The organism is Furfurilactobacillus curtus (genome assembly GCF_054657915.1).
Genome location: NZ_BAAHXU010000001.1, coordinates 1343469 through 1359138, shown reverse-complemented (window position 1 = coordinate 1359138; position 15670 = coordinate 1343469). Strand labels below are relative to the sequence as shown.

Annotated in this window: 14 protein-coding genes; 13 read left to right on the top strand and 1 reads right to left on the bottom strand. The window is 43.4% G+C overall.

Annotated features, from left to right (window positions below):
* The first annotated feature begins 212 nt into the window (after positions 1–212).
* From dnaN to ACYQ0Y_RS06365, 13 genes are all read left to right on the top strand, one after another.
* Positions 213–1352, top strand: a complete 1140-nt coding sequence (dnaN, locus tag ACYQ0Y_RS06425) for a DNA polymerase III subunit beta (RefSeq protein WP_407882617.1) — start codon at positions 213–215, stop codon at positions 1350–1352.
* A gap of 262 nt (positions 1353–1614) precedes the next feature.
* Positions 1615–1863 (top strand): S4 domain-containing protein YaaA, encoded by a 249-nt coding sequence (gene yaaA, locus ACYQ0Y_RS06420; RefSeq protein ID WP_407882616.1) that lies wholly within the window; start codon positions 1615–1617, stop codon positions 1861–1863.
* The gene (recF, locus tag ACYQ0Y_RS06415) at positions 1863–2990 is read left to right on the top strand and encodes a DNA replication/repair protein RecF (protein WP_407882615.1); all 1128 of its coding nucleotides are present in this window, start codon (positions 1863–1865) and stop codon (positions 2988–2990) included. The genes yaaA and recF overlap by 1 nt, the downstream gene beginning before the upstream one ends.
* Positions 2991–3024: 34 nt before the next feature.
* Positions 3025–5052, top strand: a complete 2028-nt coding sequence (gene gyrB / locus ACYQ0Y_RS06410) for a DNA topoisomerase (ATP-hydrolyzing) subunit B (protein WP_407882614.1) — start codon at positions 3025–3027, stop codon at positions 5050–5052.
* Positions 5053–5235: 183 nt separating this feature from the next.
* Entirely contained in the window at positions 5236–7821 is a 2586-nt protein-coding gene (gyrA, locus tag ACYQ0Y_RS06405; protein WP_407882613.1) for a DNA gyrase subunit A, read from the top strand.
* 155 nt (positions 7822–7976) lie between these two features.
* On the top strand, positions 7977–8306 hold the full coding sequence (locus ACYQ0Y_RS06400; RefSeq protein ID WP_407882612.1) for a heavy metal-binding domain-containing protein: 330 nt from the start codon (positions 7977–7979) through the stop codon (positions 8304–8306).
* 235 nt (positions 8307–8541) lie between these two features.
* Positions 8542–8841, top strand: coding sequence for a 30S ribosomal protein S6 (gene rpsF, locus ACYQ0Y_RS06395; protein WP_407882611.1), 300 nt, complete (start codon positions 8542–8544; stop codon positions 8839–8841).
* Between the two features lie 39 nt (positions 8842–8880).
* A complete protein-coding gene (gene ssb / locus ACYQ0Y_RS06390) occupies positions 8881–9417 on the top strand; it encodes a single-stranded DNA-binding protein (protein WP_407882610.1) in 537 nt (178 codons plus the stop codon).
* A gap of 25 nt (positions 9418–9442) precedes the next feature.
* Positions 9443–9685, top strand: coding sequence for a 30S ribosomal protein S18 (gene rpsR, locus ACYQ0Y_RS06385; protein WP_017262420.1), 243 nt, complete (start codon positions 9443–9445; stop codon positions 9683–9685).
* 225 nt (positions 9686–9910) lie between these two features.
* A complete protein-coding gene (locus ACYQ0Y_RS06380; protein ID WP_407882609.1) occupies positions 9911–11938 on the top strand; it encodes a DHH family phosphoesterase in 2028 nt (675 codons plus the stop codon).
* Between the two features lie 4 nt (positions 11939–11942).
* Entirely contained in the window at positions 11943–12395 is a 453-nt protein-coding gene (gene rplI / locus ACYQ0Y_RS06375; protein ID WP_407882608.1) for a 50S ribosomal protein L9, read from the top strand.
* 80 nt (positions 12396–12475) lie between these two features.
* Positions 12476–13858: a replicative DNA helicase gene (gene dnaB / locus ACYQ0Y_RS06370; RefSeq protein WP_407882607.1), complete on the top strand. Its 1383-nt coding sequence runs from the start codon at positions 12476–12478 to the stop codon at positions 13856–13858.
* Between the two features lie 77 nt (positions 13859–13935).
* Positions 13936–15129 carry an MDR family MFS transporter gene (locus ACYQ0Y_RS06365; RefSeq protein ID WP_407882606.1) on the top strand — a complete coding sequence of 398 codons (1194 nt, stop codon included), beginning with the start codon at positions 13936–13938 and terminating at the stop codon, positions 15127–15129.
* Positions 15130–15261: 132 nt separating this feature from the next.
* Here the strand turns inward: ACYQ0Y_RS06365 and ACYQ0Y_RS06360 are convergent, their stop codons facing one another.
* Positions 15262–15639 (bottom strand): hypothetical protein, encoded by a 378-nt coding sequence (locus tag ACYQ0Y_RS06360; protein ID WP_459935465.1) that lies wholly within the window; start codon positions 15637–15639, stop codon positions 15262–15264.
* Between the last annotated feature and the right edge of the window lie 31 nt (positions 15640–15670).

Genomic DNA, 15670 nt, shown 5'->3' with positions numbered 1-15670 from the left:
TGATTAAAGTTGAGCTTTGCTTTGGCTGTGGAAAAGTCAGCAAAAAGGTGGGTTGTTTTCCTCGAGTTATCCACATGGGGAAAACTTAGGCTCATCAATTACTTTTCAGTTATCCACAGCTTCCACATGCTCTACTACTACTACTGTCTTTATAATTAAATTAAGTAATGGGGCTTTGCCCCACATTTACATAACCATTTGGGGGCATTGAAATGAAATTTACAGTCAATCGACAACAGTTCATTAAAAAACTTAATGACGTTTCACGAGCCATTTCAACAAAGACGACAATTCCAATTCTTACCGGGTTAAAATTGGTCGTTACAGATCGTGAAATTATTTTTACCGGGTCAGATACTGACATTTCCATTGAAACCACGTTACGTGGTGATGACGATGCCACTGAATTGACCGTTGAAGAACCTGGCCAAATTGTATTATCAGCTCGCTTCTTTAGTGAAATTGTTAAACGGCTGCCCGAAGCAACGATGACCATCACTGTTAAAGAAGGGTTTCAGGCTAATATCACATCTGGCGCAGCGGCATTTACGATCAATGGTTTAGACGCCAATGGATATCCGCACTTACCAGAAATTGATGGTACAGATGAAGTTAACCTTGCCGGAGATGTCTTTCGAGATATCATTAATACCACGGTTATTGCCGTCTCTAATCAAGAAAGTCGTCCGATCTTAACCGGGGTTCACTTCACGCTTAACGGTGATCAGTTTATGGCAGTTGCCACTGATTCCCATCGGTTAAGTCAACGAAAAGTTACCTTACCAGAAGCTGCCGCTGAGACACATGACGTGATTATTCCTGGTAAATCGCTAGTTGAATTATCAAGAATGATTAACGAGGATAGCCAAGATGTTAAAATGCGTTTATCAGAGAACCAAGTGCTCTTTATGTTAGGTGACACGGCATTTTATTCTCGTTTGCTAGAGGGCAACTACCCTGATACCTCACGGTTGATTCCCAGTGAATCCGAGACGACAATGGAGATTCCCGCCCCTTCGCTACTATCAGCGATTGAGCGTGCCTCACTGCTGTCACATGAAAGTCGTAACAATGTCGTTAAGTTGACGTTGAAAGCGAATGAACATTTGGCCACAATTTTTGGTAATTCGCCTGACGTCGGGGCGGTTGAAGAAAACCTGTCAGTGGTCACGTTAGCCGGTAATGATTTGGAAATCTCATTTAACCCCGACTATTTAAAAGATGCGTTACGTTCATTTGGCCAATCACAAATTAAGCTGAGCTTTACGTCGGCTTTACGACCCTTTACATTGGTTCCAAGTGAAGACGGCGATAACTTCATCCAGCTCATCACACCTGTTCGTACGTTCTAACGTCAATCGAATAAGCTGATTGCTAAGCCTGCAAATCTTTGTGAGATTTGCAGGCTTTTTTTGTCACCGCTCTAATGGTGGTGATAAAGGATCATCGAGTTATTAACGCCAGAAATCGCTTCTGAGGGATTTTAGGGGATGAGTAGTATCGAGTATTTAAAAACCCTTAAAACGAACACTAGGCCGTTAAAAATGGTTTATCAATTGTTTTTCACTATTGAAACCGGTATAATAATGAGTATATGTAAGGATGGTGTTGATTGTGAAAAAAGAAGTGTTAATCAAGACAGCCTTCATTACTTTGGGACAATTATTGAAAGAGGAATCGGTTATTGATTCTGGCGGTCAGGCGAAGTGGTATCTCAAAGATCATGCGGTTGCTATTAACGGCGAACCAGATGATCGACGAGGACGAAAGTTATATCCTGGCGATTCAGTTGATGTCCCAGACGTAGGGCTATTTTTTATACGACAAAATCAAGCGAACGTAACTTCAGAAAAGGATGCGTAATGTACTTAGAAAGTTTGCATCTGAAGGATTTTCGTAATTATTCGACCCTCGATGTGGACTTTGATCAAGGAGTTAACATCTTGCTGGGTGAAAACGCACAAGGAAAGACGAACTTATTAGAGGCAATCTATGTCTTGGCATTGACGCGGTCTCATCGAACCGCTAACGATCGAGATTTAATTAGTTGGCAAGCTGACGAGGCATTGGTAGCTGGACGTGTCCGAAAAACCAATACGATCACGCCCTTAGAACTCACCTTTAGTAAAAAAGGGAAGAAAGCCAAGGTTAACCATCTTGAACAAGCACGATTATCGAGATACGTTGGTCAGCTTAATGTGATCTTATTTGCGCCAGAGGATCTAGAGTTAGTTAAGGGATCGCCTTCGGTTCGTCGGCATTTTATTGATCAAGAGTTTGGTCAGATGAGCCCCAAATATCTTTACAACGCGGGGCAATATCGAACCATCCTGCGTCAGCGAAACAATTATTTGCGGCAATTACAGCGTAAACAGGCAAAAGATTTGGTGTTTCTCGGCGTTTTAAGTGATCAGTTGGCAGCTTTTGGTGCCGAACTAGTCGTTGCGCGCTTGACGTTTCTCAAACAGTTGGAAAAGTGGGCGCAAGGCGTCCACGAGGTGATTTCTCAAGCACGTGAACAACTGACGTTTGACTACATTAACCAAATTAAGGCGGCACCTGGTGCCTCCGTTGAAAGTTTGTATCAGGCTTACCAAACGGCCTTTGAACGCCAGCAACAAAAGGAAATTGAACAGGGCACAACGCTGATCGGCCCCCATCGCGATGACTTACACTTTTTAGTGAATGGTAAAAATGTTCAAACATTTGGCTCCCAAGGACAGCAACGAACAACTGCGCTTTCTGTAAAGCTAGCTGAAATTGACTTGATGAAAGCGATCACTGGTGAGTATCCAGTTTTGTTATTAGACGATGTACTGAGCGAACTTGACGATGCCCGGCAAACGCATCTATTGCGGTCTATTCAAGACCGTGTGCAGACGTTTTTAACCACTACGTCACTTAGTGGGATTACGCGAAAACTAATTAATCCACCGACGGTCTTTAATGTCAGTGATGGGCGATTACAACAAGATTCAACAGAAGCTTGATTGAGTAGTTGGAAGAATGACAGGAGGAATGAACGTGGCTGAAGATAACGAACAGCAATTAACACAGGCGCAACGCGAGCAAGCTGAGCAGGCGGAAGCCGATCAGGCCTCAAAAGTTGCGTCAGGGGATGCTGCGACTCGAGAAGCAGAAGCTGGTCAGTATAATGCAGATCAGATTCAAGTTTTAGAAGGGCTCGAAGCCGTCCGTAAACGTCCTGGGATGTATATTGGGACAACCACGTCGCAAGGACTCCATCATTTGGTATGGGAAATTGTGGATAATGGTATCGATGAGGCATTAGCTGGTTTCGCAAATGAAATCAACGTGGTCGTGGAAAAAGATAATTCCATCACTGTCACAGACAATGGTCGGGGAATTCCAGTTGATATTCAAAAGAAGACTGGAAAGCCAGCCTTAGAGACTGTTTTCACGATCTTGCACGCCGGCGGTAAGTTCGGCGGTGGCGGTTATAAAGTTTCTGGTGGTTTGCACGGAGTTGGTGCCTCAGTGGTTAATGCACTGTCATCAGAACTTGATGTCCGGGTAATGCGGAACGGAAAAGTGTATTACATGGACTTTGCGACCGGCCGCGTCAAGACGCCAATGAAGGTGATCGGTGAGGCAGATCCCCATGCACATGGGACGATTGTGCACTTTAAACCAGATAACGATATTTTTCGAGAAACGACTACTTATGATATTAAAATTTTAACGACTCGTATTCGCGAACTGGCCTTTTTGAATAAAGGGTTGAAGATCACGATTGAAGACAAGCGGCCTGAAGAAGCTACGTTTGTAGCCTTTCACTATGAAGGTGGCATTAAACAGTATGTCGAGTATCTGGACAAAGGTAAAGACGTCTTATTTACTGACCCAGTCTATGTTGAAGGTACGCAGAAGGGCATTGTCGTCGAAGTCAGCTTGCAATATACCGATGATTTCCACAGCAACTTACTCACATTTACCAACAACATTCATACGTACGAAGGTGGTACTCACGAGACCGGATTTAAGTCGGCGTTGACTAGAGTAATTAACGACTACGGGCATAAGAGCGGGCAGCTAAAAGACAATGACGACCCCTTATCTGGTGATGATGTGCGTGAAGGATTAACCGCTGTTGTCTCAATTAAACATCCAGATCCACAATTTGAAGGGCAAACCAAGACCAAGCTTGGTAATTCAGATGCACGAACTGCGACGGATCATTTGTTTAGTGATACGTTTAGCCGATTTATGATGGAAAATCCTGATACGGCTAGGAAGATTGTCGACAAGGGAATTCTGGCTTCTAAGGCTCGGGTTGCGGCCAAACGTGCCCGTGAAGTAACACGGAAAAAATCGGGATTAGAGATCTCGAATTTACCTGGTAAATTAGCTGATAACACATCGAAGGATCCGGCAATCTCAGAATTGTTTATTGTCGAAGGGGATTCCGCCGGTGGTTCAGCTAAACAGGGGCGTTCACGGTTAACCCAGGCAATTTTGCCAATTCGTGGGAAAATCCTTAACGTTGAAAAAGCCAGTTTGGATCGGGTGTTGGCTAACGAGGAAATTCGGTCGCTGTTCACTGCATTAGGTACCGGATTTGGTGAAGATTTTGATATTTCTAAAGCGAACTATCATAAATTAATTATTATGACCGATGCCGATGTGGATGGCGCTCATATTCGTATTTTGTTATTAACTTTGTTCTATCGATTCATGCGACCAATGATTGATGCCGGCTACGTGTATATTGCTCAGCCACCGCTTTATCGAGTGGCACAGGGTAAAATGATGCGCTACATCGATTCAGACGAAGAATTGAACACGATTTTAGGCCAATTACCACCTTCGCCAAAGCCAACCATCCAACGGTACAAAGGGCTAGGTGAAATGGACGCTGAACAATTATGGGAAACGACAATGGATCCAGAAAAGCGTCGCTTACTGCGAGTTGATCCACAAGACGCCATTGAAGCCGACCAAATTTTCACGATGTTGATGGGTGACAAGGTCGCACCACGGCGCGAATTTATCGAAGCCAACGCGAAGTTTGTTGAAAATTTGGATGCTTAGATTCTGTTAGAGCTCAGCTTCAAGGCGCATTGTGTCACACTGAGATTGTTGTCGTGTTCCACAATGCTGAAGCCTGCGCCTAACCTAATCATCGCCATTGACCAAGAACGTCAATCCCGTTGATTTTGTTAGTGCTCGGCTTCAAAACGTATTGTGTCACACTGAGATTAAAGGAGTTGCAAAATGAGCGAAGATTTACCGAGTCGCATTACCGACGTCAATCTGTCGCAAACGATGCGGACATCGTTTCTAGATTACGCCATGTCCGTCATTGTGGCACGGGCGTTGCCAGATGTGCGTGATGGGATGAAGCCAGTTCATCGTCGAATTTTGTACGATATGCATGAACTGGGCAACACGCCAGATAAACCATACAAAAAATCTGCCAGAATTGTGGGAGACGTATTAGGTAAGTATCACCCTCATGGGGATAGTGCTGTGTATGAGTCAATGGTCCGCATGGCACAAGATTTCAGCTATCGCTACATGTTAGTTGATGGCCACGGAAACTTCGGGTCAGTTGATGGGGATAGCGCGGCGGCCATGCGTTATACCGAAGTTCGAATGAGCAAAATTGCGCTAGAAATGTTGCGGGACATTAATAAAGACACCATTGATTTTCAAGATAACTATGATGGCACAGAACGGGAACCAACTGTTTTGCCGGCTCGTTTTCCCAATTTGCTAGTGAATGGAACCTCCGGGATTGCCGTGGGGATGGCAACCAGTATTCCGCCGCATAACTTATCTGAAGTCATCAAGGGGATTCACATCCTGATGAATCATCCGGAAGCGACGACAGCTGACTTGATGGAAGCCATTCCGGGACCAGATTTTCCAACTGGCGCAATTGTCATGGGGAAAGCAGGCATTCGCAAGGCCTATGAAACAGGAAAAGGTTCCATCACTGTCCGTTCTAAAGTCGATATTGAAACAGCTAAGAACGGTAAAGAACGCATCATTGTGACGGAATTGCCGTATATGGTTAACAAGGCTCGTCTTATTGAACATATTGCTGAATTAGCCCGTGACAAACGAATTGAAGGAATCACCGATATCAATGACGAATCCGACCGTGAAGGATTACGAGTAGTGATCGATGTTCGCCGGGATATGTCGGCATCGGTGGTTTTAAATAACTTGTATAAGATGACGATGTTGCAAACGTCCTTTAGCTTTAATATGTTGGCGATTGAGGACGGAACGCCAAAAGTGTTGAGTTTAAAGCAAATTTTGGTTGATTATTTGCGTCATCAAGAAAGTGTGATCCGTCGGCGGACTGAATTTGATTTAAAACGTGCGCAAGCGCGGGCTCATATTTTGGAAGGCTTGCGGATTGCGTTAGATCACATTGATGCGATCATTTCGATCATTCGTAATTCTCAAACTGCCGATATTGCTAAAACGCAATTGATGGAGAACTACTCACTTTCCGATAAACAGGCACAAGCCATTTTGGATATGCGGTTGGTTCGGTTAACCGGTTTGGAACGGGGTAAAATTGAAGATGAATACAATGCCTTGATGAAAGACATTGCTGATTATCAGGATATTTTGGCTCATGAATCGCGGATTAATGAAATTATTTATCAGGAGTTATTAGAGGTTCAAAATAAATTTGGTGATGCACGACGGACTGAACTACAAGTTGGTGACATTTCGAGCATCGAAGATGAAGATCTTATTGAACAAGAAGACGTCATTGTCACTTTGACGCACAAAGGCTACATTAAGCGATTACCAACGACTGAATTTAAATCGCAGCATCGTGGTGGACGTGGCATTCAAGGCATGAATGTGCATGATGATGACTTTATTGAGCATTTAATTTCTACTTCAACCCATGACCGTTTATTGTTGTTTACCAACACGGGTAAAGTTTATACGATGAAGGGCTACGAAATTCCTGAATATGGTCGGACTGCCAAAGGAATTCCCGTGATCAATCTGTTAGGGATTGACGGTGGTGAACGCATTCAGGCAGTGATCAATGTCACTGGGGACCCGAGTGAAAGCAAGAATTATTTGTTCTTTACGACGGTTCACGGGGTGGTCAAACGGACAGCCGTAACAGAATTCAGCAATATTCGCAGTAACGGATTGAAGGCAATTACGTTACATGATGATGATGAAGTTATGAATGTGGCGATTACTGATGGTAGTCAGAACATAATTATTGGAACCCACGCAGGTTATGCGGTTTCATTTGCGGAAACAACAGTTCGTGATATGGGACGTTCGGCTGCCGGGGTGCGTGGGATTCGTCTACGTGATGATGACTATGTTGTTGGTGCTGATGTATTAAGCCCTGATAGTCACGTATTGGTTATCAGTGAAAAAGGTTATGGGAAACAAACCAAGGCCAGTGAGTACCCGATTAAGGGTCGCGGTGGTAAAGGGATTAAGACCGTTAATGTGACGGAAAAGAATGGTCCATTAGCTGGGCTAACGACCGTTGATGGCACTGAAGACATCATGCTTGTTACCGACAAGGGTGTCATGATTCGGTTTAACATTAATAGCGTGTCTGAAACTGGCCGGGCAACCTTAGGTGTTCATCTTATTCGGATTGACGAGGATGCCTCCGTTGCCACGATGGCAAAGGTAGAACCAGAGTTGGCTGAAGATGAAACTGATAAAGGTGCTACGGAAGATACGGAGAAGGAACCGTTAGCTGGCGATCAACCTGCCGGCGATGCTGATGCGCAGGTGAAGGAACTTTTGCAACGGGCAGAAAATGATGATTCCGATGATCCAGATGCTGAATAGCGTCTATTACTCATGTTTATCAAAAAAATGGTTTCAGTTTTAAACTGAGGCCGTTTTTTTATAGTTGAGATTAAAAATAGTATTAATTGCCTTTTATAAGTTGTTTGGGCGACAATGGGCTTACATTGAAATTTAGTTCAGATGGAGGTTAACAGATGAGTGAAGCGAAGGACCTATTGGTTGTGACCACAGAACACATTCCTGGACAAGAGTACGAAGTGATTGGAGAAGTCTTTGGCTTAACCAGTCAATCTAAAAACGTGGTTAAGAATATTGGTGCTGGATTAAAAAACATCGTTGGTGGTGAAATCAAAGCGTACACAGAACTGTTGACCGAAGCACGGGACACTGCAATTGGTCGATTGCGAGATAATGCTAAAGCGATGGGAGCCGATGCAGTCGTAATGATGCGCTTTGATTCGGATTCCATCAGTCAAGATATGGAAACCGTCGCCGCTTATGGAACGGCAGTCAAATTTAAATAGTGTTGAAAATTGCGCCTTGGTTGCAAGGCGTTTTTTTGTGACTTGGCATTTAAAAATAGAGAAGTCACGTATGTATAGTTGTGTGAACGAACTTCAGGTGCCTGGCAAAGGACCTTGTTATTAAAGCTTCATCATGCTATACTTTTAGCTTGTGAGCGTTCGTCTTAATTGATGAACGACGCCTTACCCACTGGAATACCAGCGGGTCAATAGACCATAAGGAGGTAGACAGTCGATGTTAGCAACTAAGTATGAAATTACTTACATCATTCGTCCGGATTTAGACAGCGAAGCTAAGCAAGCCTTAGTGGACCGTTTTGACAAAATCTTGACGGATAACGGTGCCCAAATTGCTGATTCAAAGGACTGGTCAACTCGGCGCTTTGCGTACGAAATCGGAGGCTTCAACGAAGGAACTTACCACGTTGTTAACCTGACCACTGACCAAGCCGAAGCTTTAAACGAATTTGATCGTTTGGCTAAGATCAACGATGGCATTTTACGTCACATGATTGTTAAACGTGACGCTGAATAATCAGTAAAACTCAACTTTTACAGAGAGGAGCACTTCACTATGATCAATCGCGCAGTTCTCACTGGTCGTTTGACTAGGGATCCTGAAGTTCGTTACACACAATCAGGTGCTGCTGTCGCTACCTTTACATTGGCTGTGGACCGTCAGTTCACTAACCAACAGGGGCAACGTGAAGCAGATTTCATTAACTGTGTTATTTGGCGAAAATCTGCAGAAAATTTTGCTAATTTTACGCATAAAGGATCTTTGGTGGGGATCGAAGGTCGGATTCAAACCCGGAATTACGAAAACCAACAAGGCCAGCGCGTGTACGTCACAGAAGTGGTCGTTGAAAACTTTGCGTTACTTGAATCGCGTTCACAAACTGAGCAGCGAACAAGCAACACGAATAACAATGACAACTTTGCCAACAACGCTCCTCAAGCGGGAAGTGCCAATCCGTTCGGGAATAATGGTGGGGATAATGGGAGCAGCGTTAGCAATGCGCCAACCAGCAATCAACCTGCCCAACCTGTCGATCCTTTTGCTAGTAATGGTGAAAGTATCGATATCTCGGACGATGACCTTCCATTCTAATTTTAATCGTTAGGAGGATTAGATAATGGCAGATCAACGTCGTCGTGGTGGTAATCGTCGTCGCCGTAAGGTAGACTTTATCGCTGCAAACCACATCGAATACATCGATTACAAAGACACTGAATTATTGCAACGCTTCATCTCAGAACGAGGCAAGATTTTACCTCGTCGAGTAACCGGAACGTCCGCTAAGAACCAACGTCGTTTGACGGTGGCAATTAAGCGTTCACGGATCATGGGCTTGCTTCCATTCGTGGCAGAAGACTAATTGAACGTATTGAAAAAGCAGTCCATGATGGGCTGCTTTTTTGGTGTGTTCTGTTTAACTGATTTTTGTACTATGGTGACACCGCTAGCTAGTTTCAATCAAAGGAAAAACGCGCGTCAGCAATAATCTCAGCTTTGCTGACGCGCTAGTTTTTGTGTTTCAAGTTATCACAGGCTAGGTGTGATAAACTACTATCAGTAGGCTATACAGAAAGGACCAGACGTTATGCGGCAATTATTTGCAAAACTTCATCTACCTGTCTTTATGCAAAATACACGGTTACGCTGGGTAGCTGGATATGGTTTCGCATTAGGCCTGTTAAGTGTGATTATCGCGTTCATGCTTAATTGGATTTTTGGCTTGGTCATGCTGCTAATCGTGCTCGTCTTGCTAGTCCTAGTTTTTAATACGCTTCAGGAAATCAGTATTGATACTCAAGAATTCATCGCAGATTTGTCTTATCGCATCAAACGTGGTGAGCAAGAAGCGTTAATCGAGATGCCAATGGGAATCTTGATTTTTAATGAGCATCAGCGAATTTCTTGGATTAATCCTTATTTACAAACTTATTTTGGTGAAATTGACGTATTAGGCAAGACAATTGCGGAAGTGAGTGGTCAGTTAGCAGAGGCCATTGAGGCACATGAAAAAGATGGTGAATACACAACCATCACGTGGGCTGATAAACAATTTTATCTGCTCGTTCAACCAGAACTAAATGTCGTTTATCTAATGGATGTTAGCCATTATGCCCAGATTGAACGAGATTACCATGATGAACAATTAGTTTTAGGTATGATTTCGCTAGACAATTACGATGAAGTTACTCAAAGTATGAATGACTCAGATGTGTCCACGCTTAGAAACTATGTGACCAGCACGCTAACGGATTGGACGTTAGCGTTCAATATGTATTTACGTCGATTGAGTTCAGATCGTTATTTAATTTTGGGGCACTTAAGTGATTTAGAGCAATTAGAGACGGATAAATTTAAAATACTTGATACGATTCGTGAAACGACCTCTAAACAAAATTACCCGCTAACATTATCATTGGGAATTGCTTATGGTCAAAAGGACTTGAATCGTTTGGCCACCCTATCGCAAAGCAACCTGGATTTGGCGCTTGGTCGTGGTGGTGATCAAGTAGTCGTTAAAGCGGAAGATGCCGAGGCGCGCTTTTATGGCGGTAAAACCAACCCAATGGAAAAACGGACCCGGGTACGTGCTCGAATGATCTCACAGGCCTTACAAGAACTTTTCAGTCAGTCTGATCAGATCTTTGTCGCTGGTCACCAGTCACCCGATATGGACTCATTAGGCGCTTGTTTAGGTATTCGAAGAATTGCGCAAATGAATGGGAAAAAATGTTGGATTATTCTTGATGAAGCGCAACAAACGCATTCTGATATTCAGCGACTGTTAACCGTTATTGAAAAGGATTCAGAAATTCAAGATGCCATTATTACACCGGTCGACGCTGCCAACCGCGCAACGGACCAAAGTTTGCTGATTATGGTCGATCACTCAAAGCCATCCCTTTCAATGGGAAGTAGCATTTATGAGCCCCTCCAGAATCGGACCGTGATTATTGACCATCATCGACGGGGCGAAGAATTTCCGGAGAATCCATTGCTAGTTTATATTGAACCCTATGCAAGTTCTACTTGTGAACTGATTACTGAAATGTTAGAGTATCAGCCACAAGAAGCTAATTCTATCAATCGGATTGAAGCAACGGCAATGCTTTCTGGGATCGAAATCGACACCAAGCACTTCACAGACCATACAGGGACACGGACATTTGACGCAGCTAGCTATTTACGGTCTGCAGGCGCTGATGCGGAATTGATTGCTCAATTCAATAAAGAAAATCCCGACAGTTACATGGAACGGAATCACTTAATCAGTCGGGTTGAGTTGATCAACGATAACATGGCGCTGATTGCTGGTGAAGATAGCCGCCCGTACGACTCGGTGACCGCCGCGCAGGCAGCGGATTCGTTATTGAGTATGTCGGGAATTGATGCGTCTTTTGTCATTACACAACGAAGTGATGGTCGGGTTGGTGTGTCCGCTCGATCAACGGGCGAAGTGAACGTGCAAGTCATTATGGAACAAATGGGTGGTGGCGGACATTTGCAAAATGCTGCGACTCAAATTGAAAAGCAAAGTGTTAGTGACGTTCGGCAGACACTGGTTGACTTGTTAATTAATCAAACGGACGACAATCCTACTGAAGCAAAGGAGTAAGACAATGAAAGTTATTTTTACTGAAGATGTACGTGGACGAGGCAAGCGTGGCGAAGTGAAAGATGTTCCGGATGGCTATGCTCAGAACTTTTTGATTAAATCTGGTAAAGCCAAAGCTGCAACAGCGGCTGCTTTAAGTCAGCTAAAAGGACAACAACGAGCAGAAGCGCGGGAAGAGGCGACTGAACTGGCTAACGCACAGGCACTGAAATCGCAGTTGGAAGCAGATGAAACGGTTGTGGAAATCAAGGCTAAGGCTGGTGCTGACAGTCGGCTGTTTGGTTCCATTCCATCTAAACAGATTGCGCAAGAGTTGAACCAACAATTTCAGATAAAATTGGATAAACATAAGATTGAACTACCAGAACCAATTCGAGTCCTTGGGTACACAAATGTCCCAGTTAAGTTGCACAGCCAAGTAACGGCTAAGATTCGAGTTCACGTCGTATCTCAATAATGGCGCAATCTTGACCGTACTATTTCCTAGGAAATAGTACGGTCATTGTCTTAAAATCGTGTTATTAAACCGGAGAAAGCATGGATAATGTAGATTTGCGGGAACAAACCCCGCCACAAAATATTGAAGCTGAACAGGCTGTTTTAGGAGCGGTATTTTTAAGCAATGATGCCTATTCAGAAGCAGCCGAGTATTTACAACCGGAAGATTTTTATCGACGCGCCCATCAGATTATTTTCCAAACCATGGTGGATTTAAATAATAGCAACACTGTCGTGGATGCCGTTACTGTCAACGAGGCCTTGACTGCTAATGGACAGTTGGATGATGTCGGGGGCGTTGCGTATATTGCGGAATTGGCCCAGGCAGTACCTACCGCGGCTAATGTGGGATATTATGCGCAAATTGTTCGCGAAAAGGCAGTATTACGACGTCTAATCAAAACCGCCACGGATATCGTGACGCATTCCTATAACGAAGACGACGATGTTGCCACATTATTAGAAAATGCTGAATCTGAGATCATGAAAGTGTCAGATGATCGCACGAGTGGTGGCTTTAAACCGATTGCCGAAGTTTTGAATCAAGCTATGAACACTGTCAATGAATTAGCGAAACACGGTGATGAAATTACCGGTTTAGCTACCGGTTTTCATGAGTTAGATAAAATGACAACGGGATTCCATGACGATGAATTAATTATTTTGGCGGCTAGGCCGGGGGTTGGTAAGACGGCCTTTGTGTTGAATATTGCTGAAAACGTCGCGACAAAAACTAATAAAACCGTCGCGTTGTTTAGCCTAGAAATGGGTGCCGAGTCCCTAGTGAACCGAATGTTGTGTTCGGAAGGCAGTATTGACGCTAATCATTTGCGAACTGGTCAATTGACTGATGATGAGTGGCAAAATTTGGTGGTTGCCATGGGGGCATTATCCAAGACGAGTGTGTTTATTGATGATACGCCAGGGAACCGGATGGCCGAAATTAGTGCTAAATGTCGACGATTAGCAAAGGAGCATGATCTTGGGCTAATTGTCATTGATTATTTACAACTAATTGAAGGGGGAAATAAAGAAAACCGGCAACAAGAAGTTTCTGAAATTTCCCGACAGTTGAAAAAATTAGCTAAAGAACTTAGTGTCCCTGTCATCGCATTATCACAATTATCACGTGGCTTGGAACAACGTCAAGATAAACGCCCCGTTTTATCTGATATTCGTGAGTCAGGCTCAATCGAACAAGATGCCGATATTGTCGCCTTTTTATACCGGGATGACTATTATCAGCGTGACAATGATGACGAAGATAGTAATAGCGATCCTCGGGATGATGAAGACCAGAATGTTGGTGAGGTTGAAGTTATCATTGAAAAGAACCGTTCTGGCGCGCGGGGAACGGTTAAGCTATTGTTTGTGAAGTCATATAATAAATTTTCTAATATTGCCTATAATGCACCTGGTTAATATCGCCACAAAGTGATTTTAGCCAGTGAGCTGTAAGTTGCATATTTCCAGGGAAATAATCGGGGAGGAGGGGACCTATGCAAACAAAGACAAACGGTAAAGAAATTAAACTACCGTGGTTACTAGTTGCCGGTTTATTGAATAATATGGGGCAGAGTTTCATCTGGCCCTTAACGACGATTTATATTCACGATGCACTCCATGAGTCATTGACAATGGTCGGAATTGTCTTATTACTGAATTCAACGGCTAGTATCATCGGCGCCTATTTAGGTGGTTGGCTTTTTGATCGAGTAAATGCCTATCGATTAACCTTGGTTGTCACCGTATATGAATTTTTAGCTACTCTCTTTTTAATTTTTTGGCACGGGTGGCCGGCCTTTCCAATCGGGTTAGTCTTTATGGGATTTGGTAGCGGTCTCTTAATTACCCTGATTAATTCTTTAGGCACCACGATTAAAAGTCGTGATGGCCGCTATGTCTTTAACATGATTTACTTCATGCAGAATCTAGGAACGGTTTTTGGTACGATGATGGTGGGCTTTGTTTACCAGCATGGTGTACAGTACCTTTTCATGATCACGGCAGCAATGTATTTTTTATATTTCTTCATTGTGCTACTTCAATTCAATGTACCGACAATCAGTCATCATGCGCAACACCGTGATCAGCCACAGTCGTCAGTTAAGCTGCCTAGACCGAATCTAATTGTGATCTGGACATTGTTTATCTCGTTAATCGTGATTTGGATCATGTATGAACAATGGGTATCTAATATGGCCGTTTACATGACCGATCAAGGGATCCCTTTGACGAAGTATAGTTTTCTATGGACGATCAACGCTGCGCTCATTTTAGTTTTCCAGATGGGGGTAAATATCCTTGGGGACCGAATTCGCAATCCATACTATCAAATCATTCCAGGGATTGCGGCAGTAGTTGTTTCATTTATTATTTTGCTTTTTGTTAAACAGTATGGTGGTTTTATCTTGGCAATGGCGGTATTAACTTTGGGTGAAGCAACGGCATTCCCAGCTATTCCAGCTTTAGTAAATCAGTTAACGCCTTTGGCAGTAAAAGGGAAGTATCAAGGATCAGTCAATGCAGCTGCATCCGCAGGGCGAGCGTTAGGTCCATTATTAGGTGGTATTTTAATCGATGCGACGTCTTATAAATTCATGTTTGGATTTGCGGCAGTTGCAGTGGTAGTGATTTTAGGCCTAGTAATTATTGTTCGGCGGACGTTTTATGCCAAAACGGTTAGGTATTAATGTTTCACATGAAACAATACGTCAGGTTGAAATTAGCATCCCCAACCATGAGTGATAGCCCAGTAAAACGACATTTAAATTAAAGACCCTTATTTCCAAGATATGATGACTTGTTTGGAAATAAGGGTCTTGTTATTTTCGGTTAAATTTCACACGAGGCAGCCAAGTTATATCATCGATTTGTTCATAAGACATCACTTCAAAAATAACTATGTTGTTGATGAGAATGTCTATCGAAGGAAAAGTAGTGGTTAGTCCTTTTTGACCAGCGGTTGAGCTGAGATCAAATGGAAGCAGTAGAAGCTTTGCGTCAGGAACGGTTGCTGAAATTGATCCACTGGCCGTTACTACATTAGCTTCATTACGATCATTGATTAGGTACTTTTTAGCAACCGTCTTAGTCTGAATAAAAATTCCTTGGCGACTGTGAGCCAAAGAACGAGACCAAAAAGCGAAATGTAACCACAAAAAAACTGACCTAGGATCGGGGAATCCTAGGTCAGTCATCATTCTAGAGAGAGTCTTAACATATCTGGGGGGA